This window comes from Pseudoalteromonas nigrifaciens (assembly GCF_002221505.1).
In the GTDB taxonomy this organism is placed as follows: Bacteria; Pseudomonadota; Gammaproteobacteria; order Enterobacterales; family Alteromonadaceae; genus Pseudoalteromonas; species Pseudoalteromonas nigrifaciens.
Genome location: NZ_CP011036.1, coordinates 2,585,487 through 2,609,040, shown reverse-complemented (window position 1 = coordinate 2,609,040; position 23,554 = coordinate 2,585,487). Strand labels below are relative to the sequence as shown.

Below are 23,554 nucleotides of genomic sequence, written 5' to 3'. Positions count from 1 at the left end.
TTTAAATTATTAAGATAATGTAAGTGTAGCGCTATTTTATGGCACTTTTATTAAAGTATTGATTCACCAATAGTGCAGCTAAAATAATTCCAGCACCAATAGCTAGCCTGAATAAATCGGCATCTCTGTTCCAAATAAGCACATTAACAATAATACCAGCAGGGATCAGTAAGTTATTCATTACCGCCAGCGCCCCCACATTTACTAAGGTAGCCCCTTTGTTCCAAACAAAATAACCAAACCCAGACGCTACGATTCCTAAATAAATAAGCACGCTCCATTGAGTTGTGGTTGTCGGTAGTTTATCGGTATTGCCAAACAGCAGGTAGCACACTAAAGCAACGCACAAAGCGCCGATAAAAAACCAACCGAACACCGATTTGTGCTCAAGGGTACTGTTACTCATTAAGCGTTTATAGGCCACTTGGCCAATGGCAAAGCACAGGTTAGCCGCTTGGACTAATAATAAGCCAAGCACAAAGTCGCTACTTATGCCTTCATACCTAATGGCTACCGCGCCGCCAATAGCAATAATAGCAACAATAAAAAAGCGAGGGTTAAAGTGTTTTTCTAAAGCATCGTTTAGTAGGGTGATATAAAGCGGGGTCATCACTGTAAAGAGTAGTACTTCAGGCACGCTTAAATATAAAAATGAGTGATAGTAAAAGCTGTACATAGCACCAAGTTGCACTGCACCAATAAGCATTAATTTTAACGCCAGTGGCTTAGGGGTATGTTTAACCTTTAAAAATGGTAAAAAAACTAATGCAGCCAGTGCAATGCGGATTAACACACTAAACCATGCATCAACTTGGCCTGCTAAATACACACCAATTAAGCTAAACGAGAACGCCCATAATAGGGTGACAGCAAACAAGTAAGCCATGGTTTTTATAACTCCAAATAAAACAACGAGTTTAACCTAGATAATAAAAAAGGGTAATAGTCCACTTGATAAAACAAGTGGACTAAAAAGTAACTATTGTGAACTTACAAATTGCTTTGCTTGTAGTTTTAAATGCTCTAGCGCTTTTTTATTGTAGTAGCGGTTATGGCTAATAACGCCTTGTAATGATTGCGTGTTACTAATATCAACTAACGGATTGCGCGCTAAAATAATAATATCTGCCACTTTACCTACCTCTAAACTGGTAAATTGCTGCGTTTTACCTAAAAATTTAGGCCCAGCTATTGTGGCACTTTGTAGTGTTTGTAACGGGGTAAGCCCGTAATCACTAAAAATAGCGAGTTCTTGATGCAACGACAATCCCGGATAAATATAAGAATTTAAAAAACCGGCGTCGGTACCTGCAATAATTGATACGCCAGCTTGCTGCACCCAAGGGAGTAATTTTGCCGTTTTTATAAAGCGCTCTTTGCGTTGTGTTATTTGCTCAGGGGTATCTTTATTTGCGCGATCAACTCGCCATTGGTAGGTGGCTTTTAATCCTTTGCCTAAATAATTTAGGTACTCGTCTTGCTGATGGTCGTTTTCATCAATGTAGGCCGTAATTTGGCCGCCAATTAAGGTAGGCACAACAGCGGTATTATTTTTTGCGAGTACGCGATATTTTTTCATTGCTGTGGCTTTGTCAACATGCTCAGTAATAATTGGCAGCGCACTGGAGTAGCTCAGTATACCTGATTTTACCTTAGCAGAAATTTCTTGTTCGTTATCGGCGGCGGCTTTTAACATGTAGGTCATATGCTCAATCGCATCAAGCCCTGCGTTTGACACATCGGTTACCGAAAGCGAAAAAGGAATATGCCCCGAAATTTGATAACCGCGCTTTTTAACTTCTTTTACTGCTTGTAAGTATAACTGTGGCGTTAAAGCGCTGTCGGTAATTTTAATAAAATCGACATTCATGGCCTCAAGTTTATCAATGGCGGCGTGCATTTCTGCGCTGGTTTCTACTTCTAAGTCGCCAGGCCAAATTGAGTCCTTACCTTCGAGCTTTGGTCCTGAGGTATAAATAGTAGGGCCTATTAATGTGCCTTGATTAATTTGCTGGCGCCATTGTAATACCGATTCACTTAAATCAGCGGCTGCATCGCGCACTGTGGTTATGCCATAGGCTAAATATAACGGCAGTAACTGTTTGTTTTCTGTTATTAGTTGCTCACCGCCACCAAAGTGTACATGCATATCCCAAAGCCCAGGCATTACATATTGACCACTGGCATCAATTTGACTCGTAGCGCTGTAACGTAAATTTAGCTCATTGCCGCCGCGGGCTACAATAGTAGAGTTTTTGATAACAATGGATTGATTAGCCGTAATTTGCCCTGTCATCATATTAATTACATTGGCGTGGTTAATAATAATGTCGGCTTGTTGTTTTTGAGTCACTTGGTTACAAGCAGCTAAAATAAGCGTGATGGGGAGTATTAATATGAGTTTCATAGCAGCACCTGAATTTTTTATTCAGATTAACATAGTTGTTTAAAGTGGTATTTTCTTTGAGTTAAAAGGTTATAAAAGTGGGTTAAGTTAATGGCAATAAAAAAGCCCGCAAGCGGGCTTTTTAAAAGGTGTAAATTAGTTAACTAATTAGTCTACTAAACCACGGCGCTTAAGAAGTGCGTCGGTAGTTGGTTTTTGACCTCTAAATTCAATGTAGCTTTGCATTAAGTCGCGGCTATTGCCTTTAGATAGGATTTCTTTACGGAACTTATCGCCATTTTTGCGTGTTAAGCCACCGTTGTTTTCCATATGGGCAAAGGCGTCGGCTGCAAATACTTCAGTCCAAAGGTACGCGTAGTAACCTGCAGAGTAACCACCGGCAAAAGTGTGGCTAAAGTAGTTTGATTTATAACGCGGTGGTACAGGGTAGTAAGCAATACCATGTTTTTCTAGCGCGCTTTGCTCAAACTCTTCTACATCAGCTATTTTTTTATCAGAACCAAATGAATGCCATTCCATATCAAGCAATGCCGCAGCTAAGTACTCAGTAGTACCAAAGCCTTGGTTGAATTTTTGTGATTCTAACATTTTGTTAAGCAAGTCTTGTGGAATTGGCTCACCAGTTTTGTAGTGCTTAGCGTAGTTAGCTAATACAGTCGGTTCAATCATCCAGTCTTCATTTGCTTGAGAAGGAAACTCAACAAAGTCACGCGCTGTTGCTGTGCCCGCTAGGCTTGGGTACTTAACATCTGAGAATAAACCATGCGCCGCATGACCAAACTCATGGAACAAAGTAGATACTTCGTCAAAGGTTAATAATGTAGGCTGACCTGCTGCTGGTTTTGGAATGTTTTGCGCGTTGTAGATAACAGGTTTAGTGTTTTTTAAACCACTTTGTCCTACGTATGCACTCATCCAAGCACCGCCACGCTTACCTTCACGTGCGTATGGGTCCATGTAAAATAAACCAATTGCACTGCCATCAGCATTAAATACTTCAAAGGTAGTTACATCTTCGTGGTAAACCGGCAGATCTTTACGTTCTTTAAAGGTAATACCGTATAGTTTTTCCATAGCGAAGAATAAACCATTATGAATTACCGATTGTAATTCAAAGTAAGGTTTAACTAGGGCTGGGTCTAGGTTGTACTTTTCAGCACGTACTTTTTCAGCGTAAAAAGCCCAATCCCACGGTTTAAGTTCAAAACTTTCGCCAGAATCGTTAATTACTTTTTGAATTGCTGCAGCTTCAATTTTTGCTTTTTCAACTGCTTTAGGTGCAAGGTCATCTAAAATGCCGTAAACATTTTCAGTGGTTTGCGCCATACGCGAAGTCATTACATAAGAAGCCCAATCTTTATAGCCTAAAAGCTCTGCTTTTTGAGCGCGTAGGTTGGTTTCTTTAATAATAATAGGGCCGTTAGTTTTAGCCGCACGCTTAGTTGAAGCTGTAAACACTTGCTCGCGTAAGTCGCGGTTTTCTAGGCTACTTAAAATTGGCTGCTGCGTGGTGTTTACTAAAGTGATCATGTAACCGGTTTTGCCTGCTTTTTTAGCTGCATCGGCTAGACTTGCAATTTCGCCTTCAGAAAGACCGGCTAATTTACTTTTATCGGTAACAACAATTACGTCTTCTTTAAACGATTTTAAAACGTTTTGTGAAAATGCCGTTGAAAGCTTAGCAAGCTCAGAGTTAATTTCACGCATTTTTGCTTTTTCAGCGTCGTTTAATTTGGCACCCGCTTTAACAAACTGTTTGTAGTAAAAATCAACAAGACGCTGATCTTCTGCATTTAGTTTGCTTTTATTGTCGTAAATAGTTTGTACGCGTTTAAATAATGCGCCATTTAAGTAAATGTCGTCTGAGTGCGCTGAAAGTACAGGCGCCATTTTCTCATCGATACGTTGATATTCACTGTCAGAAATTAATCCTGATAAGTTATAAAACGCAGTAGATACGCGATTTAATAACTCACCCGAAAGCTCCATTTCAACTAACGTATTTTTAAATGTAGCTGGGGCAGGGTTGTTAGCAATTGCTAATACTTGTGCTTTATGCTGAGCAATACCGGCATCGAAAGCAGCTTCGTAATCTTTAGTAGAGAACTTATTAAATTCTGGTGCCATATATTGTAATGGGCTTGATTTGAACAATACATTGTTTGCGTTAATGTTTTGCACTTGTGTAACGCTCTCTTTTGCCATGTTGTTTGAATCGTTTGATGTACAGGCAGATAATACTAAAACACTAGCAATAGTAGTGGCGATCAATGTTTTACGCATAGTAACTCCATAAAAATATTAGCCGAAATAGGCTGTGCGAGTCGAAAAACACAGTTAACTTATCAAATTTAGAGTTATATACAATCATGTTTATCGGTATTAAGCGGGATTTAAACGCAAATTAGCGAATAATAGAGGAAAAGGTGGGTAAAAGTAGCTCTAAATATAAACGTTTGAGCTACTTAGTTAAGTAAATAAGCAAAAAAAGTATCCAAATTTTAATTGTAACCCAGTACAAACTTTTTATCAGAGCTAAAGTTTACCGGTTGCTGCTGGCCAAATTCTTGATTAATAGTTGCCAGTGCTTGTTCTTGTTGAGCGAGTAAAGATAAAATTTTATTACGGTATTCGAGGCTAGTTTCAAATAAATTAAGGTCAACCTGCGGCTGCAAGGTTGCTAGTTTTTGAGCTAAAGTTAGTTGCGTCATAATGTTATCTCCAGTGCAAGTACACTATTTATATAGCACTAAGTACCATAAAAGGTTAGTTGATTGTATAAATTGATTTTATTCCCCTAATATTATGACGTGCTAAACTTAGCGAACCCTGAACCAGTTTTACTTTTATTTTAGACACACGTTTATAGAGCGGTATCTTCTTACTTATTTGGATAATAAATGACACTAGAACAATTAAATCAAATGCTTGCTTTTGTACTTTTTAGTTACAACGATGTGCAAATTACAGTGGTAAAAGTAATTCAGATCCCATTGATATTATTTACTATGTGGTTTGTGGTTACTCGTATTGGTAAGTTAATAAAAAAATCATTACTTAAACGTAAAATGAACCCTGATGCGGTGCTATTGTTTACGCGAATTTATTTTATTTTAAGTATCGCAATTTTAATTTTCACTTCTTTAGAGGTGTTAAATATACCGCTTACCGCTTTTGCTTTTGTATCGGGTGCTATTGCGATAGGTGTTGGTTTTGGTGCGCAAAATATCATTAATAACTTTATTAGTGGCTGGATATTAATGTGGGAGCGACCAATTCGTATTGGTGATTTTTTAGAGGTGGGTAATGCCAAGGGCGTAGTTGAAACGATAAACACTCGCTCAACCCGTATTCGCCGTAACGATGGCGTACATATGCTAGTACCAAACAGCCAATTATTAGAAAATACAGTAACTAACTGGACGCTAATTGATCGTAATGCACGTACCTCGGTTAATGTGGGTGTAATGTATGGCTCAGATGTTGAATTGGTTGAAAAACTGATGCAACAAGTGCTTGCAGATCATCCGGCAATATTACCCACCTTACCAAAAGCGGTGTTGTTAGATGACTTTGCTGAAAGCGCGATGATGTTTAGTGCTTATTTTTGGGTGTATGCAGAGTCTGAAACGATGTTGCGCCAAGTTCGCAGCGATATTCGTTTTAGTCTTTATAAGCAGTTTAAGTTAAATAATATTAAAATTGCCTTGCCACAACGTATTATTCATATTGATGATAAAAAATTCAATACGCCACTGTAATTAGCACCCATTAAATATAAAGAAAAGTGGCTTAGCATTTTGGTGCTAAGCCAACTGAATTAGCGGCTTTGATTTAATTTTTTTAATTTAAGCGCTAAACCAACTATAAGCGCGCCAAATACTATAGCGTATGCAGCAACTAACCAAAGCAAGGTTAAAATGCCTGCACCTGGGTTAAATACTAAGTACAGTCCAAATATTATAGAAATAAAACCACTAATAATTAAAATCCATTCGTTACTAATTTCATTACGTAACTTTTGGGCTAAAAATATTTCTACTACACCAATTGCAATCGCCCACGCAGCAACATAATAAAGTAACAATAAGGCGGTAAGGTTTGGTGCAAGTAAAGTGACAAAAGCGGCAATAATACTCAGTAAGCCACCAATTAATAATAGCATCCAAAAGGGATTTGATTTTTTTGATGTTATGGCAACCCAAACTCTTAATAAGCCATCAAATAAAAAGTAGCCAGCAAAAACTAATAACATAACTTGCAACGACGCCTCAGGTGCAAACCAGGTTATTAAACCAAACAGTATGGCTATAACACCACGAAGTAAAAGTAACGACCAGTTTTTGGTGAGTGTATTCGTAAGATTCATTTTAATCCTTAAGTAAATAGTATGAGCGCCCAGATAAGGTAGCTATTGTTATTAGCAGGGTCAAACAAGTTTAATATTAAGTCTATATAGCATAATTTTAATTTGAAACAGGTCAAATGTCCGCTATTTTTATTTTTTAAAGGGTTTATTTTTAATTATTTTAAGAGATGTATTTTTTTGCACAAATTGTTTTTTTTATGTTTCTTTTATGCAGTAAAAGAGCGTCAGGGTGTTATAATATTAACCACTCATTCAGCCTCTTTAATTCGTTTTGCACTCTCGAGAAAGAGGTCCGCGTAGCGTATCGCGAAAAATTGCCTGAGTCCGCTATTGTAAGTGGCGCAACACATCAACCGTTGAACAAGAGTGCACTAAAAAGGTTAATCCCCGACATGAAAGCAATGAAAAGATCTACGTTAGCAACCCTAGTAAATGCAGCGTTACTCTCTGCCGTAGCAGGCACTTCATTTTCTACTATTGCTGCTGAGCAAGCGCCAGCGGTAAAGAAAAATCAATTAGAAGTTATTCAAGTTACTGCTCGTAAACGTGTAGAAAATGCACAAGAAGTACCAGTAGCTGTTTCTGCACTGCAAGGCGATAGCTTGGATGCTTACAGCTCTGCTGGTATGGATATTCGTTTTATGAATGCGAAAATCCCAAGTTTATCAATTGAGTCTTCATTTGGTCGTTCATTCCCACGCTTTTATGTACGTGGTTTAGGTAATACAGATTTCGATTTAAACGCATCACAACCGGTATCATTGGTTGTAGATGAAGTAGTACAAGAAAACGCTATTTTAAAAGGCTTTCCAGTATTTGACGTTTCACGTGTAGAAGTACTACGTGGACCACAAGGTACTTTGTTTGGTCGTAACACGCCTGCGGGCCTTGTTAAATTTGACTCAGTAAAACCAAGCCAAGAATTTGAAGGTTACGGCTCGGTATCTTACGGTAGCCGTGGCGCTGTAGATTTTGAAGGTGCGGTAGGCGGTGGTTTAACTGACCGTTTATCTACGCGTGTATCAGTGCTTTGGCAAGATAAAGACGATTACATTGATAATCGTGCTCCAGGGTTTGAACAAAAAGATGCGCTAGGCGGTTACACAGATAAAGCAGCCCGTATTCAGTTTTTATACGAAGGCGATGACTTCACTGGTTTATTTAACTACCACGTGCGTGATATGGACGGTAAACCAATTGCCTTTTTCGCAAACTCAATTAAGCCTGGTACTAACGATTTAGTTGATGACTTTGAAAATGACGTGGTATATCACGATGCGGCATCACGTGCGACGCAGCAAGTTGAGTCAGAAGGTGCGAGCTTAAAGCTTGAGTGGGATTTTAATAACCACACACTAACGTCTATTTCGGCGTGGGAAAGTGCAGAAATATATTCTCGTGCAGATATCGATGGTGGTTACGGTGCATCATATATTCCTGGTTATATGGGACCAGGTTTTATCCCATTTTCATCAGAAAGTGCTGATGGTATTCCAGATCATGATCAGTATACCCAAGAGTTACGTTTATCGAGTAACTTTGCTGGCGACGTAAACTACCAAGTTGGTGTGTTCTACTTTGATGAAGCGCTAACAATTGAAAATTACAGCTATGATACGTTTTCATCACCTGCGGGCGAGTTAAACGGTTACGTAATACAGCAGCAAGATACTAAGGCATGGGCAGTATTTGGCTCAATTGATTACACTATTTCTGATGATTTAAAAGTAACTGCTGGTCTGCGTTACTCTGATGATGATAAAGAGTTTTCAGCAAATCGTACTCTAGATCCAAGGTTTCCTCCTGTAGGTCCATTAGCGATTAAACGTGATGTTAGCGATGATCATATTAGCTGGGATATTTCAACAAGCTATAAAGTAAATGACGACGTAAACTGGTACACGCGTATTGCTAATAGCTTCCGTGCACCTAGCTTGCAAGGGCGTATTTTATTTGGTGATGAAGTAACCACAGCTAAATCAGAAACAGTAACTTCATACGAAACAGGTATTAAGTCAGACGTACTAGACGGTCAAGGCCGTGTTAACGCCACTGTTTTTTACTACACAATGAGTGACCAACAGTTAACAGCTGTAGGTGGTGGCGCTAACTTTAACCGTTTGTTAAATGTTGATAAAACCACAGGTTATGGTTTTGAGCTAGATTCTGAGTGGGTGTTAAGTGATGAGCTAAATGCTACATTCAACTTAAGTTATAACAAAACTGAGCTTAAAGATGACACGCTTAGCATAGCAGCTCCAAGCCGCCCAACGTTGACAATTACTAACCCAGTAGTAAATGGTAAAGTATTACTCGATGGTAACAGCTTACCGCATGCTCCAGAGTGGATTTCTAACTTCACATTACGTTATACCAAAGAGCTAGCTGATGGTGAATTCTTTGCTTATGGCGATGTTTCTTATCGTAGTAAAATTAACTTTTTCTTATATGAATCAGTTGAGTTTGAAGGTAAGCCGCTTGTTGAAACTGGCTTACGTGCCGGTTACGCATGGGCAGATGGCGACTATGAATACCAAGTGTCAGCATTTGTGCGTAACTTATTTGACGAGCAACAATCTATTGGTGGCGTAGACTTCAACAATAATACTGTAATGGTTAATGAAGAGCGTTACGTTGGTGTAGAGTTTAAAGTTAACTTCTTTTAAGCTTAAACACTAATAGTAAAAATACTACAGAGCCCGCTTTTATAGCGGGCTTTTTCGTTTATATTCATTAATATTACTGCTAAAGTAGCGTTAATTGATTTGCAAAATAAAGAGATGAAAAATGGCTGGATTTTGGAACTACCGAGTGATTTTTTGTGAAGCCACAAAAGATGAAGCAGCGCAGTATCAAATACATGAAGTAGAATATAACCTTAATGGTAAAGTAACTAATTGGTCTGAAACCGGAGCAGCTCCTTTTGGTACATCGCTTGATGAATTAAAAGCTGATTCTGAGCGATTAAAAACAGCGTTTGAAAAACCTGTTTTAAAAGTGGCGCGTAAAGCGCGTGGTTATGAGTTGGTTGATGTTGAAACAGGTGAAGAAGCCACTGGTGAGCCACCGGCGGGTTTAACGGAGTAATTTATAAACATATTAAAGGCGCTTAGGCGTCTTTTTTAGCGCTGTGATAAGGAATAAAAATGACTTTAAAAGCAGTATTATTTGATATGGATGGCACGTTAGTCGACTCTGAAAGCATACACTTTGCATGTTGGAGCCAGGTACTTGCGCCATTTAATGTAAACTACGAAGAGGGTGAGTTTTGTCAGCGTTTTTCGGGGCGGCCAACGCTCGAAGCTGCAAGTGAAATAAAGCAACAGCATAACTTATCGGTTAGCAGTGACTATTTAGCCGATGAAAAATACCGTTTATTTGCACAATATGTAAAAACCAATTTACCAGCACTAATGCCTTTTGCAGAACAAGCATTAATAGCGGTTAAAAGCAGCGGCTTAAAAATGGCGTTAGTAACAGGCAGCGCTCGCCACGAAGCAGAACCAATATTAAAAGGGCTTGGCTTTTATGATCTATTTGACGCAGTAGTCACTAAAGATGATGTTATTAATCCAAAGCCAGCCGGAGATCCTTACTTATTAGCACTCAAGCAGATAAATGTAGCTGCTAAAGATGCCATTGCAGTAGAAGATACCTTTACCGGAGTAACTGCAGCAAACAACGCCGCTGTAAGTGTTGTGGCGATTGCTAATAGCCATACGCAAAACCATGACTTTAGCCAAGCCAGTTACCGTATGGATGATCTGCAAGAGTTTTGGCAATGGCTGCAATTTCAACTATAGTTTAAGCCACATTACCTTGCTTGGACGCGCTGATGTTTTATATAAAATTAATTACTTTAATCACAGCAGTACTTTTTAGCTCTATTGTGAATGCAACATTGCCCAAGGTGCTGCTTGCTAAAGTGTATGATGAAACTAAGCACAGCGATGTAAGTAACTATTTAGTTAGTGAAAAGTTTGATGGTGTAAGGGCTATTTGGACAGGCAAACAGTTTGTTACCCGACAAGGTAATGTAATAAACGCGCCTGAATGGTTTACAGCGCCCTTACCTAAAGTATGGCTTGATGGTGAACTGTGGACTAAACATCAGCACTTTGCGGTGCTCAGTGGCATTGTGCGCACTAAAACTCCCAATAATCATGATTGGCAAAGTATTACGTATCAAGTATTTGATATGCCTGATGCAAACGTGCCTTTTAGCCAGCGCTACAGCAATTACAGCCACCTTGTTGCTGGTTTAAATTCACCTCATATAAAAGCTATAAAGCAGCATCAGTTTACTAATAACCAATTATTAACTAACTATTTTAAAAATATAACAGCGCAAGGTGGCGAAGGCGTTATGCTGCATTTAGCAAGCGCAAAACATGCCGATGGGCGCAGCGATGCGCTATTAAAATTAAAGCCCTACTTAGATGCTGAAGCAATAGTGATTGCATACCTACCGGGTAAAGGTAAATACCAAGGCATGTTAGGAGCGTTAAGAGTAAAAACACCGCAAGGGCAACTGTTTTCAATTGGCACCGGATTTAGCGACGCCGAGCGCGAAAGCCCGCCAGCATTGGGTAGCACCATTACTTATCGATTCCATGGTTTAACAAAAAATGGCTTACCTCGTTTTGCTAGTTTTTTACGCGTGAGAGAGTCACCCTAACAATTATTCAGCCCTATATGAGTATATATTTATTGCTAGGTATGCTAAATTGCGCGGCCTTTTTAGTGATGTATGGTGATATATGTTTGTTGGTTTTGATTATGGTAGTTCTAATTGTGCTATGGGTGTAATGAACGAGGGTAACGTTCAATTAGTGCCGTTAGAGCAAGGAAAACATTACCTACCTTCAACACTTTATACCCACCATAGTGCGTTGGTAGTTGACTATGTTGCCAAGCATTTACAAGGTAGCAGCGATGAGCTTGCATTTAAAACCCAGCGCCAAGCATTGCTAAATTCATTACCACGGATTAAATCTGACTTAGATTTAATCCCCACAGACGAAACCTTATTTGTTGGCCGCGAAGCAATTAGCGAGTATGTGCAATTTCCTGAAGAGGGTTATTTTGTTAAATCACCAAAATCATTTTTTGGCGCTACGGGTTTAAAACAAGGACAAATTAACTTTTTTGAAGACATTGCCACCGCAATGATTTTAAAAATAAAACAACGTGCTGAGCAATCACTAAGCAAAACGTTAACCCAAACCGTTATTGGTCGTCCGGTTAACTTTCAGGCGGTAGGCGGTGAGGAGTCAAATCAGCAAGCAATTGGTATTTTAGAGCGCGCTGCAAAACGTGCCGGCTTTAAAGAAGTCGCATTTTTATACGAGCCACTGGCGGCCGGTATTGATTACGAGAGCAACTTAACACAAAACCAAAAAGTACTGGTTATTGATATTGGTGGCGGTACCAGCGATTGCTCGTTTGTGCAAATGGGGCCAAGCTTTCGGGATAAAAACGACCGTGACGCTGACTTTTTAGCTCACAGCGGTAAGCGTATTGGTGGAAACGATTTAGACATAGCTTTAAGTTACTATGGCTTGATGCCGCTTTTAGGCTTAGGCAGTACGTTTAAATCAGGGCTACCTTTGCCTAATCAAGCTTTTTGGCAAGCCTGTAAAATTAACGATGTAAACTTACAAAGCCAATTTTATAGTGCTAACCATTATAGAGAACTTAGCGCACAATTGCGTGATGTAAGCGCGCCAGAGCTATTTAAACGATTAATACATTTGCAGCAAAATAGGCAAGGGCATCAATTAGTACAACAAGCTGAGGCTGCTAAAATAGCATTAACTTCAGCCACTAATTATAACTGCGATCTTAGCTTTTTAGATGCGTCATTAAGTAAAGATGTTTCAGTCAGTGATTTAGCATTAGCGGTAGATGATAGCATTAGCCAAATAGTCACTTTAGCGAAGCAAGCTATAAATGATGCAGATACTACGCCCGATGTTATTTATTTAACCGGTGGTAGTGCACAGTCGCCTCTTATTAAAGCGGCGCTTAGCCAACATTTAGGTGATATTAAAATGGTTAATGGCGATCACTTTGGTAGTGTAACCGCCGGCTTAACTAAATGGGCTAGCATGCTTTACAGCTAAGCCATTAAATATTAAATATCTATTTGTCGGGTTGCTAAATACTTTTCGTAATCTGGCAAGGTGCGTTCAAGCTCAACATTCATTAATGGCGAGCTTAGGAGCATGTCAGCACTTACTTCATTACAGGCTACTGGTATGTTCCACACTGCCGCTAAGCGTAGTAGTGCTTTTACATCTGGGTCGTGGGGTTGCGATGCCAGCGGGTCCCAAAAAAACACCAGCATATGTATTTCATGCTCAGCAATTTTAGCCCCTAATTGCTGATCGCCACCCATTGGGCCGCTAAGCAATTGAATTACATCTAGCCCTGTGGTTTTATTGATTAAATGCCCTGTGGTGCCTGTGGCATATAATGTATGCTCGCTCAGTGCGTTTAGGTGTTTTATACACCATAATTTTAAAGCCGCTTTTTTACCATCGTGCGCTACTAGTGCAATATTTTTTTTAGCCGGTAGCGATTGTATTTTTTGGTCCATAAAAAATTCTTTTTATTGTTAAAGTAATAAGTTAATAGCAAGGGCAATGAAAACAATGCCGGTGATCCTATCTATCCAAGTTTGGCTATTTGGGTTATCTCTAAAAAAGCGCGCAATTTTATCGCCAAAATAAATATAAGCGCAATCAATCGGAAAAGCAAAAAGCGGATACAGCAAACCAAAAAAGGCGAGCTGAAAAGTAGCCGAAGAAAGTGCTGGATCAACAAATTGTGGAATAAACGCGATAAAAAATAATGCTACTTTAGGGTTAAGTACTTCGGTCATCATGGCTTGAAACATTACATTTTTACTTTTCTTCGTAGTTATATGTGGTTTGTCTGATTGCTCAATAGGCTCTTTTATAAAAGTGCTTTTAAGCATCATTATCCCTAAGTAGCACAAATAAGCAGCGCCTGCATATTGCACTGCACTATAAGCTACCTCAGAGGCTTTAAGTATGGCGGTTAAGCCAACAACAGCAAAAAATGTATGTACTACTCCACCGAGGGCAAAACCAAACGCACTTTGCATTCCTGCCGTACGGCCATTAGCAAAGGTTTGTGCCATTAAAAAGGCATTAGAAGGCCCTGGGGCCACCGCAATTAAAAAGCTAGCCAGTAAAAAAGAAACTAAAAAATCAGGGTTTATCATGATCAGCCTTGAGTTGGGTGTAAAGCATGTCCTTTTTTACTTATTAAAATAAGCCAAAGAGGAAGTAACAATAGTAAATGAAAGGCTATTAGCCATGGTGTAGTTAACCCTAAAAACTGTGTTGCAAACACTAATATACTCGCACCACTCATTTGCATTGCGCCAAGTAGCGCTGAAGCGGTTCCGGCTTGTTTTGCAAAGCGAGAAAGTGCCATACCAGCTGCAGAGCCTAAACTTAAAGCAAAACCAAGTGCAGCAATAAGCATAGGTAACATAAGTGCCAGCGCGGTTTGTATGGTGCTAAGCGCAAGCATTAATAACCCCGAAAAAATCAATAAACCAACCCCAAGACGCAAAGCACGCTGGCTATTATTTTTAATATACATAGGCGCTATAAAACTCGCCACAATGCTACATACCGCATTGAGTGTAAACCAAAAAGTAAAGTCAGCAACTGTACCGCCTAAGTGAGTAATTAACCAACCCGGCGCAAGTGTTACGTACACCAGTATTGCCGACATTGCGACCATACAAAGTAAGCTATTAAATAAAAATATAGGAGTGCTAATAATGGGCATAAAACGGCGTAAATCTAAAATATGGCCTTGATAGTAGCTGTCTGCTGGGCGTGTTTCTTTAAAAAATAATAAGGTTATAACTAAGCCAAAAATAGCAAAAAAAGTTAAAAATAAAAAATTCATCCGCCAGCCAAACTGCACGGTTAACCATGCCCCTAAAATGGGCGCTAATGCTGGAATAAAACAAATAATACCATTTAAATAAGTGATCATTTGCCCACTTCGCTGTGCACCGTATTTATCACGTACTATGGCAAAAGCAACCACAAAAGTGGCACATGCTCCTAATCCTTGTAAAGCACGCGCGAGCAGCAATATATTAAATGAAGGAGCATAATAGGCTAACAAGGCAGAGCCCGCATACAGGCTAATACCAATGACAGCGACCGGTTTACGACCAAACTTATCAGCAAGGGGGCCTGCAATTAATTGCCCTAAGCCTACAGTGAGCATAAAAATAGCAACACTTTGTTGTACTTGCTGCTCTGAAACAGCAAATTGCTCAGCAATAGTTGGAAATGCAGGTAGGTAAATATCAATAGCCATAGGGCAAAAAATAACGAGTAACGCTAATATAAGTAATAAAGTTAAGTTTGGTTTAGCGGGCTGTGTTTGCATTAGTTCTCCTTTTGTCGCGTATTTTAGGGGGGGACTAATAAAAAAGAAAGGGCTTATGACCCTTAGTATCGTCGACATTGATATTTTTTAATTTAAATAACATGAACTCTGGGTAATAAATTTATCTCAAGCAGATATTTTCAGCGCTAACTGCGCTGAATTTACTTGTAATAGATCAGCAGTTGACGCGTAAATTCGCCTTATTGTCACTGAAAATCACTGGTTAGAAAAAATAAATTTAAATATAACTATGATTCAATACGTTAGTAAATCTCTTCACCAAAGTTAAGGTTAAATAGCTAAAAGGGACTTTTAAAGACACTACCTCAAACTGGTCTGATGTGTTACTTTTACAAAAGAATGAACGATGGAAAATAATAATGAGCAATAAATCTTCAGTTTTAACAGCATGGCGCATTGTTAAAAAGCTACCCTTTGGGCACTGGCTATTTACTAAAATAGTCTGTTTTAAAGCGCCATACTTTGGCTCGATGAAGCCTTACATACTTAATTTAAAAGCAGGACATTGTAGTGCGCGGGTTAAAAACCGGCGTAGGGTTCATAATCACATAGGTACAATACATGCAATAGCGCAGTGTAATTTGGCCGAGTTATGTGCTGGAGTGATGGTGGATGCCACGGTACCGGTTAAAACTCACCGTTGGATCCCAAAAGGTATGACGGTACAGTATTTAGCTAAAGTAGATACCGATGTAACCGCTATTGCAGAGATTGATTTACCGCACCAGTGGCTAGATAAAGAAGACTTAGTGGTGCCAGTAAAATTATATAATACCCGCAATGAACTAGTATTCACTGCAGATATTACTATGTACATTACAGCTAAAAAGTAACTAGCTTTTATTAGAGGCTTGTTTATTTACGAATGACAAGCCGATATCGTCCTCGTTAATTAATGGTTTTACATCGCTCACCGGCTTTGACTCATCATTAATGAGTGTTAAGCTTTCTTTTTCAAAGCGCTGTTTTAAATTACCTTCAATAATTGCACCAGCTTCTATACTAAGCGTATCGTGAAAAATATCACCATGCACATGAGCGTTATTTTTAATGTTAACTTCACTGGCATTTAATGAACCAATTATTTTGCCCTTAACAATCACGCTTGTCGCTTCAACAATACCCTCAACTACGCCTGTAGTGCCAATTACTAAATGAGTAGCTTTAATGTCGCCATCAATGCGGCCATCAAGTTGCACTTCACCTTGGCTTATTATTGACCCGGTAAGGCGCATATCTTCTGAAATAATAGAAGGAGCGTGATTAACGCGTTTTAATGAAGCGTTATTTGTTACTTGCTTTTTTTTACCAAACACGAGAGAGCGCCTTTGTTATTTTAAGAGGATTGACATGCTTGCCATCAATAAGCACTTCATAATGTAAGTGAGTGCTGGTACTTCTGCCGGTGCTGCCCATTAAGCCTATTACATCGTACTTAGTGACTGCTTGGCCTTTTTTTACTTTAACTTTATTTAAATGACCAAAGCGAGTGACTAAGCCATTTTTATGTTCAAGTTCTATAAAGTTACCATAACCGCCATTGCGCCCAGCGCGCAGTACAGTACCGTCGGCAGGAGCAAATATTTCAGTTTTATGCCAGCCGGCTAAATCAACGCCCTTATGAAAGGCGCGGCGACTGTTCATTGGATCTTTTCGCAATCCAAAGTTGCTAGAAATATAATACTTTGCAGCTGGCAGCGGTAAGGTATTAGGCAGTTCATTTAAAAAGTTTTCTAAATTATTTAGTAGTAATAATTTATCGGCAATAGCTAAAAATGTGCCAGGAATTTTTGCTTCATCGAATACATCTAACGGACCACCTTGAGCGGTTGTTTGCTCGCTTAATGCTAAATGTTGCGCTAATGCAGACTCTAGCCCTGCACCTTTAAGCATGGCTAAAATGGCGTTATGACGTTGGGTAATTTGACTTTCAAGCGATAAAAAATTTTGCTCGTAGTATTGATTTAGCTGTGCATAGCGAGCAGCGAATGTACTAGGGGGCGTATTTTGCACCTGTTTACTTTGAGCGCTGTCATCGACTAAAGGTTCATGAAACTCGCTTTGCTCTTCTTCAATAGGAGATTCAAGTTCGTCACCCAGCTTTATAACATCTTTACTAAGAGAAGCAGGAAGAGATTCGATCATGCTTTGGAGTAAAGCTTGTTTTTGTTCAAGCTCAGCTAATTGTGCTATTTGTTCGTCATGGCGTGTTTTTTGCTCGCTGACTTGCTGTTGCCATTGTTTTTGCTCATCGAGTTGAGTTTGCTCAATATCTGATATTTTTGTAGTTTGTGAGTAAACCCGAAAGCTCGAAATACTTACCCAACTAAGAGTAACTAATACAAGTAATACGATAAAAACTTGCAGCCAAGGCGCCAAAACCACATGCTTAACTTCACCATTTTGGCGAATAAGTAGTTGACGAGAGGGGAAAAACTGTTCAAAAAAAGACTTTATAAATATAGGCATGACACATAAATACTGGCTATTAACCAAGCTAAGATAGCAATTTGAGTTTAAAAAGCTAGAAAAAATTGTAACTATGACTGAATTAATAAAAAAGGACGGCAATAAATGCCATCCTTTTTAGCAAAACAATTTATTCTTTAAATTATTTTGCAGCGAGTACAGTACTCTCTACACAGCCAAAACCAATGCGTGCGTAACCTTCTTTTTCACACCAGCCACGCATAATAACGTTATCGCCGTCTTCTAAAAAGCTACGTTGTTGGCCATTGCTCAGCGTGATTTTTTCTTTACCACCACGAGAAAGCTCAAGTAACGAACCCGCTTCTTCATGGGTTGGGCCAGATTGCGTACCCGAGCCCAGCATATCACCTGGCATAAAGTTACAACCATTCACAGTATGGTGCGTTACCATTTGCGCAACTGTCCAGTATGAGTGCTTAAAGCTTGAGGTTGATACACGCGTTGGTGTATGACCTTCATCACGCATTTGCTGAGTTTGAATTTTTACATCCATTTGAATATCAAACGCGCCTTGTTCACGGTTCGCTTTAGATTCTAAATAATCCAATGGTTGTGGATCGTTTTCATCTCGTGTCCAGCTTGTTCTAAATGGTGCTAGCGCTTCAGTTGTCACTATCCAAGGAGATACCGTTGATGCAAAGTTTTTAGCTAAAAACGGCCCTAACGGCTGATATTCCCACGCTTGTAAATCACGTGCTGACCAATCGTTAAAGACACAAAAGCCAAATACATGGTTTTCAGCATTTTCAATCGCTATAGCATCACCTAACGCGTTACCTTTACCTAAGTAAATACCTACTTCTAGTTCATAATCAAGGCGTTTACACGGGCCAAACGATGGTACTTCAGCATCTGGCGCTTTGGTTTGGCCTTTAGGGCGATGAAATTGTTGGCCCGATACACCAATAGATGATGAGCGACCATGATAACCAATAGGTACCCATTTATAGTTAGGTAGTAGTGGGTTGTCTGGGCGAAACAAGCTACCCACAGCAGTTGCATGGTAAATAGAGGTGTAAAAGTCGGTGTAATCACCAATGCGACACGGCAATGCAAACTCAATATCAGCCTGTGCAATAAGCGCTTCGCTTAATTTAGTCTGATGCTCAGAGCCTTCACGCAGCGCTTTAGATAATGCTAAACGCAGTGCTGACCAATATTGCTGCCCAAGGCTCATAAATTCATTTAATGTTGTGTTACTTGCAGCAGCAATGGCTGTTTGCGCATCACCACTAAAAATAGCGAGTTCATTTAGTTTTGCTAAATCGATAACCTGATCGCCAATAGCGACAGCGCCACGAAAAGCTTCGTTGCTATTTTTACGACGAACTTCAGCAAAAGGTAGATTTTGAATAGGGAAGTCGCAATCTGCAACGTTTGCAGAGGCTACCCAGCTTGTTAAATTTATATCATGGGTTTCGTTAATTAAACTCATTACATTTCCTTTGGTTTAGTTGGTCGTGCTAATCAGTATAAATATCAATTTATTAAATAAGCATATAAAGATTAAAAACATCTATTATTAACAGCTTATATGGTGATGAATAGCACGATTTAAACAGACAGAGTAGAATTGTTACTCAATATCAGCGTAAAACGACAAAAAGCAGCGAGTTACGCTGCTTTTAAAATATAAATGCTAACTACTTATAAAACGCCACGGCGCTCTTGGTCGCGTTCAATTGATTCAAATAGTGCTTGGAAGTTACCTTCACCAAAGCCACCATCGTCAACTCGCTGAATCATTTCAATAAAAATAGGACCAAATAGGTTTTTAGAGAAAATTTGTAGTAAGTAACAGTTTTCACTTTGGCTATCTACTAGAATTTGATGCTCACGAATTTTTTCTTTGTCTTCAGCAACCCAAGGTACACGGTCAAAAATAGTATCGTAGTACTCAGGAATAATATCTAAAGTTGCAATAGTCGATTTATCAAGCTTATCAAGTGAGCTTACTAAGTCGTCAGTTAAAAATGCTAAATGCTGTACGCCAGGGCCATTGTATTCACCAAGGTATTCATCGATTTGGTTATTATCGTTGCCTTTACCTTCGTTAATAGGAATAGAGAAAGTGCCACAAGGCGATTTAAGCGCATACGAAATTAACGCTGTTTTTTGGCCTTTAATGTCGAAGTAGCGAACTTCTGTAAAACCAAATACATCTTTATAAAAGTTAGCCCATTTTTCCATGGTGCCTTTATAAACATTATTAGTTAAATGGTCGATGCGAATAAAGCCTTTATCGTCAACCACGTTTTGCTCGGCTAGATCTTCAAAGTCTTGTGCGTAAATAGAGCCTTTTTCGCCAAATTGCTCAATAAAGTAAATTAAGCTGTCGCCAATGCCATAAATTGCAGGGTAAGGTAAATCTTTATTTGCCGAGTCGGTTGCTGGTTTTGCACCGCGCTCTACCGCTGCTTCAAATGCTTTTTGTGCATTCTCTACTCGCCAACCCATAGAGCAAATAGCCGGGCCATGATCTTTAGCAAACTGTGCCGAAAAACCATCACGCTCGTTATTTAATAAAAAATGAATATCGTTTTGATTGTAATAAACAATGTCTTTACCTTTGAATTTTTTTAGCTTTGAAAAGCCAAAGTCGGTAAATACTTTATCCATGTAATCTGCATCAGGTGTTGCATATTCGGTAAATTCGATACCAACTAAACCTAAAGGGTTATTTACTTCACTCATTATCATTACTCCCGCAATTAAGCACTGCGATTATTTGTTGTCGTATTGCTGTAGATGATTAACTAAATTTGTACTTTGGGGAAGAGGGCGTTGTTATTTAGTAAACAGCGCGTGTGTAAATTTTATAGGACGGTTAGCAGTAAGTTACTTTTTTGCTGAGTGCTTTAAATACGCGTATGTATTAAAACGTTTGAATAAGTGCGGCATTTTAAGTTTTAGCTATTGATTTTGTTGTGGTTTATTTTTTATAAAGAGATTTAAGCTAACTTAAATCTCTTTTTTTACTGTAGTAAAAACAAGGTTTTTTGTATTTAATTGTTTACGGTTTGCTATTGTTAAAGAACTTGCTACGTTGCTCTAACCATAAATTAGGTTTTATTGCGGGTGCAAGTTGGTAATGGCGTTCAACACTTTGATTGAGCTCTCGGGTTGTTTGCTTAAAAGTCAGCTTTTGTTGCGCGTTACCCATACTTTTTATTTCACTGCGAGTCATTGCGCGACCAGCATAAAGCAGTGCGTTTAAATAACCCGGTTCGGTTTCGTAGTTATTATCAGTTAATAATAATACGGCTTGATCGAGTGCCCAGCGTTTACCTATTTCACCGTCTCTTTTAACACCCGCAAATTCACCATCAATATACACTTCAAATACGCCATTGCTTGGTGCGGTATAAAATACAAAAGCTATACGGTGCCAGGTATCAGGCTCAGATGTGCCAAAATAACCACTATCGCTGGTTGATGCACCTAACCCACCAATAGGATTAATAAATATGTCGGCGTCGTTATTCAAATCATTTGTTGCATCGGTTTGAACTAGTGCTCTGTATATTTCTTTTGCTGCAAAAGGCCAATAAATGTCCATCACTAAAGTGTAGTCAGACACCATTCCTTGGTTTGCAAAATCCCCATTTGGCGCGGTATTTAACTCAATCTTTAGCCCTTCGTTAGGAGAGTGATCGGTAAATGCCATTACAGTTGATGCGCCATCAGCTAAATCACTAATATTAAATGCGCTAGTACTAGCAAAGGTGGTCTTTTTAGGACCCCAGCCTTTATTGTCAGGATCGAAGTAACTAAGAATTGATGGGCCTAAGTCGGCTTTAAGCGGATCGCTAACATCATCAAAGTTCCAAATAGTGATATTAGCAATGTCTTGGCAGGCATTGAGTGGCGTATTTGTATCAATATGCAAGCATTGAGTGGTTCTATGACGTGCGTATTGATCCAGAAGCCACCAAGCTTCGGCTATCGGTGCTACATCATTAAAAGTAACCCCATTAAAAAATAAATCAGGATTAAGAGCTGCCCCTTTAAAAAGTGCGACACTGTAGTTATTTGATGCTTGAATATTTTCAGGCGCTAGTAAAAACCAATCAGCTTGATTGGCTAACATAGCATTTAAATCATTGCCGCTAACCGTGACTTTATATAAAGAGTTAAAGCCTGGGGTGTTAGATGGCTGCCTTTCTACGTAGTAAGCTTTATGAAAGTCCTCTTGTGTTAGGGCGCCAGGGGTCCAACGTTTTTGCACTAACTCAGGGTTGAGTAAAGCTGCTGAAATAGTGCTGCTTGAGTGCTGAGCGGCTGCAGCGGTGACTGCTGCTAATTGCATTGCATTTAAGTAGTTTTCTGATATTGCAATTTCAGTTTGTGCATCGGGAGCATAACGGCCCATAATTGTGTCGATGGCTTGTTGTGTGGTTGTGTCTCGCTCAGTAATGGTGTCGGTTTTTACTGTTTTGTAGTCAACATTTTTGAGCGTTTTATTACTAGTGTCGAACGTTAAGTTTAAGTCGGTTATGCCCTTAGCGTAAAAGTTAGGCTGAATAACAATAGCGCCATTATCAAGGGTATTAAAGCTCTCACCGCCATGGGTATGACCGCCTAAAACCAAATCAATACCACTCACACTTTGTGCGATTCTAGTATCAAGGCCTTCACCTAAATGACTTAACATCACCATATAATCTACTTTATCGCTGTACTGACTAACAATACTTTGTGCTATTTGTTGCCATTGCCAGCTCATTTTAAATTGTTTGATAAAATCAGGAATAGGGTCATCTTGTAGTGGTCTATCTAGCTCGTTCCACGGGACCGATGTCATACCAAATACGCCGAGTGTAATGCAGCCTACTTGTACTTTAGCAAAACCTACTGCTGCAAAATCTTGTGTTTGTTCGCCTTCGTAGCGTGTATTACTGGCAAGTACAATGGCATTATCATCCTTTGAGAAGCCTAATAATTTTTCAGGCCCCCAAGCATAGTCATGGTTACCTATTACACGAAGATCGAACTTCATTGCTTTTACGGCTTCATCGGTCGCTAAACCTTGTGATATTTGCTCAGCTACAGTGCCTTTTTCGTAATCATCTCCACCATCGGTAAATAAAGTATAAGGTGATTCGCTTAAAGCCTTTTTATGATATGCCTTAATTCGGCTAAAAAATTGCTCTTGATAACCAAATCGAGCATGTAAGTCGGCAATATGTACAAAGCGAATAGATTGCTCAGTGCTGTTTACATCACAGGTAGGGCCTATACTGGCAGTGCGTTCTTTACGCTGCATTTTTATGGCATATGTGCCTAACTGATTAACTTGAGCTGTAACAAAACCATTTAAAACACGAGAGTTCTCTATAGTTTCCCAAGTTGTAGCGTTTAAACGGGCAATATAAAGTTGGCCGCCTAATGCGTAATCGTCAGGGATTTTTAAGGAAATTGTAAAAGGATTACTTAGTGAAAGCCCTGCGGGAGTTAAGCTATGTAGATTAGAAATAATATTTTGATTCTGCGACGTTTCGTCTTGCTCAATACTAATATAAGTAAGCTCTGTATCAGAGTTAACACTATTGGCAGGAATTTCAATTTTAAAGTTATCGTTAATAGTGGCAGATAAACCTGCACCAGTAATAAGTAATACGTTAGCTTGGGGAGTGGAAGGGTTATTAGGATTAGGAGTAACTTGATCGCCAGCGCCACCACAAGCAGATAAAAAACCAATGAAAAAAACAACTAAAATTACTTTATATAAAGTGAACAATTGCATCTACCCGCTATCCCTAAAAATCTAATCAGTAATCAATTGGCTATATAATACCAGTTAACAACTAAGCAATAAA

Annotated in this window: 20 protein-coding genes and 1 other annotated feature; of the genes, 7 read left to right on the top strand and 13 right to left on the bottom strand. The window is 39.2% G+C overall.

From position 1 onward, the window contains the following. Positions 1–31: 31 nt before the first annotated feature. The 4 genes from PNIG_RS12385 to PNIG_RS12370 all read right to left on the bottom strand — a co-directional run bounded on the left by PNIG_RS12385 (position 32) and on the right by PNIG_RS12370 (position 5,118). Positions 32–886 carry a carboxylate/amino acid/amine transporter gene (locus tag PNIG_RS12385; protein ID WP_089368616.1) on the bottom strand — a complete coding sequence of 285 codons (855 nt, stop codon included), beginning with the start codon at positions 884–886 and terminating at the stop codon, positions 32–34. A gap of 93 nt (positions 887–979) precedes the next feature. After that, positions 980–2,407 carry an amidohydrolase family protein gene (locus tag PNIG_RS12380; protein WP_089368615.1) on the bottom strand — a complete coding sequence of 476 codons (1,428 nt, stop codon included), beginning with the start codon at positions 2,405–2,407 and terminating at the stop codon, positions 980–982. A 147-nt stretch (positions 2,408–2,554) separates the two neighbouring features. Next, entirely contained in the window at positions 2,555–4,690 is a 2,136-nt protein-coding gene (locus tag PNIG_RS12375; RefSeq protein ID WP_089368614.1) for a M3 family metallopeptidase, read from the bottom strand. Between the two features lie 218 nt (positions 4,691–4,908). Continuing rightward, positions 4,909–5,118 (bottom strand): hypothetical protein, encoded by a 210-nt coding sequence (locus tag PNIG_RS12370; RefSeq protein WP_011328840.1) that lies wholly within the window; start codon positions 5,116–5,118, stop codon positions 4,909–4,911. Positions 5,119–5,307: 189 nt separating this feature from the next. Here PNIG_RS12370 and PNIG_RS12365 point away from each other — a divergent pair, with 189 nt between their 5' ends. Continuing rightward, complete coding sequence (locus tag PNIG_RS12365) at positions 5,308–6,168, top strand: mechanosensitive ion channel family protein (RefSeq protein ID WP_011328839.1); 861 nt, start codon at positions 5,308–5,310, stop codon at positions 6,166–6,168. A 59-nt stretch (positions 6,169–6,227) separates the two neighbouring features. Here the strand turns inward: PNIG_RS12365 and PNIG_RS12360 are convergent, their stop codons facing one another. After that, the gene (locus PNIG_RS12360) at positions 6,228–6,776 is read right to left on the bottom strand and encodes an HdeD family acid-resistance protein (RefSeq protein ID WP_089368613.1); all 549 of its coding nucleotides are present in this window, start codon (positions 6,774–6,776) and stop codon (positions 6,228–6,230) included. 392 nt (positions 6,777–7,168) lie between these two features. Between PNIG_RS12360 and PNIG_RS12355 the strand changes: the two genes are divergently transcribed. The 5 genes from PNIG_RS12355 (at position 7,169) to yegD (ending at position 12,901) form a co-directional block, all read left to right on the top strand. After that, positions 7,169–9,442 carry a TonB-dependent receptor gene (locus PNIG_RS12355; RefSeq protein WP_089368612.1) on the top strand — a complete coding sequence of 758 codons (2,274 nt, stop codon included), beginning with the start codon at positions 7,169–7,171 and terminating at the stop codon, positions 9,440–9,442. Continuing rightward, positions 9,406–9,500: a sequence feature (Trp leader region), on the top strand. It overlaps the preceding gene by 37 nt. A 63-nt stretch (positions 9,501–9,563) precedes the next feature. Then, on the top strand, positions 9,564–9,863 hold the full coding sequence (locus PNIG_RS12350; protein WP_011328836.1) for a hypothetical protein: 300 nt from the start codon (positions 9,564–9,566) through the stop codon (positions 9,861–9,863). 59 nt (positions 9,864–9,922) lie between these two features. Further along, positions 9,923–10,579, top strand: a complete 657-nt coding sequence (locus PNIG_RS12345) for an HAD family hydrolase (RefSeq protein WP_089368611.1) — start codon at positions 9,923–9,925, stop codon at positions 10,577–10,579. A gap of 32 nt (positions 10,580–10,611) precedes the next feature. Beyond that, a complete protein-coding gene (locus PNIG_RS12340) occupies positions 10,612–11,454 on the top strand; it encodes a DNA ligase (RefSeq protein ID WP_089368610.1) in 843 nt (280 codons plus the stop codon). Between the two features lie 82 nt (positions 11,455–11,536). Continuing rightward, positions 11,537–12,901, top strand: coding sequence for a molecular chaperone (yegD, locus tag PNIG_RS12335; RefSeq protein WP_089368609.1), 1,365 nt, complete (start codon positions 11,537–11,539; stop codon positions 12,899–12,901). Positions 12,902–12,912: 11 nt separating this feature from the next. On the opposite strand, the gene PNIG_RS12330 is transcribed toward yegD, so the two are convergent. The 3 genes from PNIG_RS12330 to PNIG_RS12320 are packed head-to-tail and all read right to left on the bottom strand — an operon-like array spanning position 12,913 to position 15,224. After that, positions 12,913–13,377 (bottom strand): methylglyoxal synthase, encoded by a 465-nt coding sequence (locus PNIG_RS12330; protein ID WP_011328832.1) that lies wholly within the window; start codon positions 13,375–13,377, stop codon positions 12,913–12,915. 18 nt (positions 13,378–13,395) lie between these two features. Continuing rightward, positions 13,396–14,028, bottom strand: coding sequence for a LysE family translocator (locus PNIG_RS12325; protein WP_011328831.1), 633 nt, complete (start codon positions 14,026–14,028; stop codon positions 13,396–13,398). 2 nt (positions 14,029–14,030) lie between these two features. Then, entirely contained in the window at positions 14,031–15,224 is a 1,194-nt protein-coding gene (locus PNIG_RS12320; RefSeq protein WP_011328830.1) for a multidrug effflux MFS transporter, read from the bottom strand. 380 nt (positions 15,225–15,604) lie between these two features. Here PNIG_RS12320 and PNIG_RS12315 point away from each other — a divergent pair, with 380 nt between their 5' ends. After that, positions 15,605–16,078, top strand: a complete 474-nt coding sequence (locus PNIG_RS12315) for a hotdog fold domain-containing protein (protein ID WP_089368608.1) — start codon at positions 15,605–15,607, stop codon at positions 16,076–16,078. Here PNIG_RS12315 and PNIG_RS12310 read toward each other — a convergent pair whose 3' ends face one another. The 5 genes from PNIG_RS12310 to PNIG_RS12290 all read right to left on the bottom strand — a co-directional run bounded on the left by PNIG_RS12310 (position 16,079) and on the right by PNIG_RS12290 (position 23,481). Then, the gene (locus tag PNIG_RS12310) at positions 16,079–16,561 is read right to left on the bottom strand and encodes a bactofilin family protein (protein WP_089368607.1); all 483 of its coding nucleotides are present in this window, start codon (positions 16,559–16,561) and stop codon (positions 16,079–16,081) included. Continuing rightward, entirely contained in the window at positions 16,551–17,714 is a 1,164-nt protein-coding gene (locus tag PNIG_RS12305) for a M23 family metallopeptidase (protein ID WP_089368606.1), read from the bottom strand. The genes PNIG_RS12310 and PNIG_RS12305 overlap by 11 nt, the downstream gene beginning before the upstream one ends. A 142-nt stretch (positions 17,715–17,856) precedes the next feature. Continuing rightward, a complete protein-coding gene (gene fahA, locus PNIG_RS12300; RefSeq protein WP_089368605.1) occupies positions 17,857–19,170 on the bottom strand; it encodes a fumarylacetoacetase in 1,314 nt (437 codons plus the stop codon). A gap of 212 nt (positions 19,171–19,382) precedes the next feature. Next, a complete protein-coding gene (hppD, locus tag PNIG_RS12295; protein ID WP_011328825.1) occupies positions 19,383–20,429 on the bottom strand; it encodes a 4-hydroxyphenylpyruvate dioxygenase in 1,047 nt (348 codons plus the stop codon). A gap of 319 nt (positions 20,430–20,748) precedes the next feature. Further along, on the bottom strand, positions 20,749–23,481 hold the full coding sequence (locus PNIG_RS12290) for a metallophosphoesterase (protein ID WP_089368604.1): 2,733 nt from the start codon (positions 23,479–23,481) through the stop codon (positions 20,749–20,751). Positions 23,482–23,554: the final 73 nt, after the last annotated feature.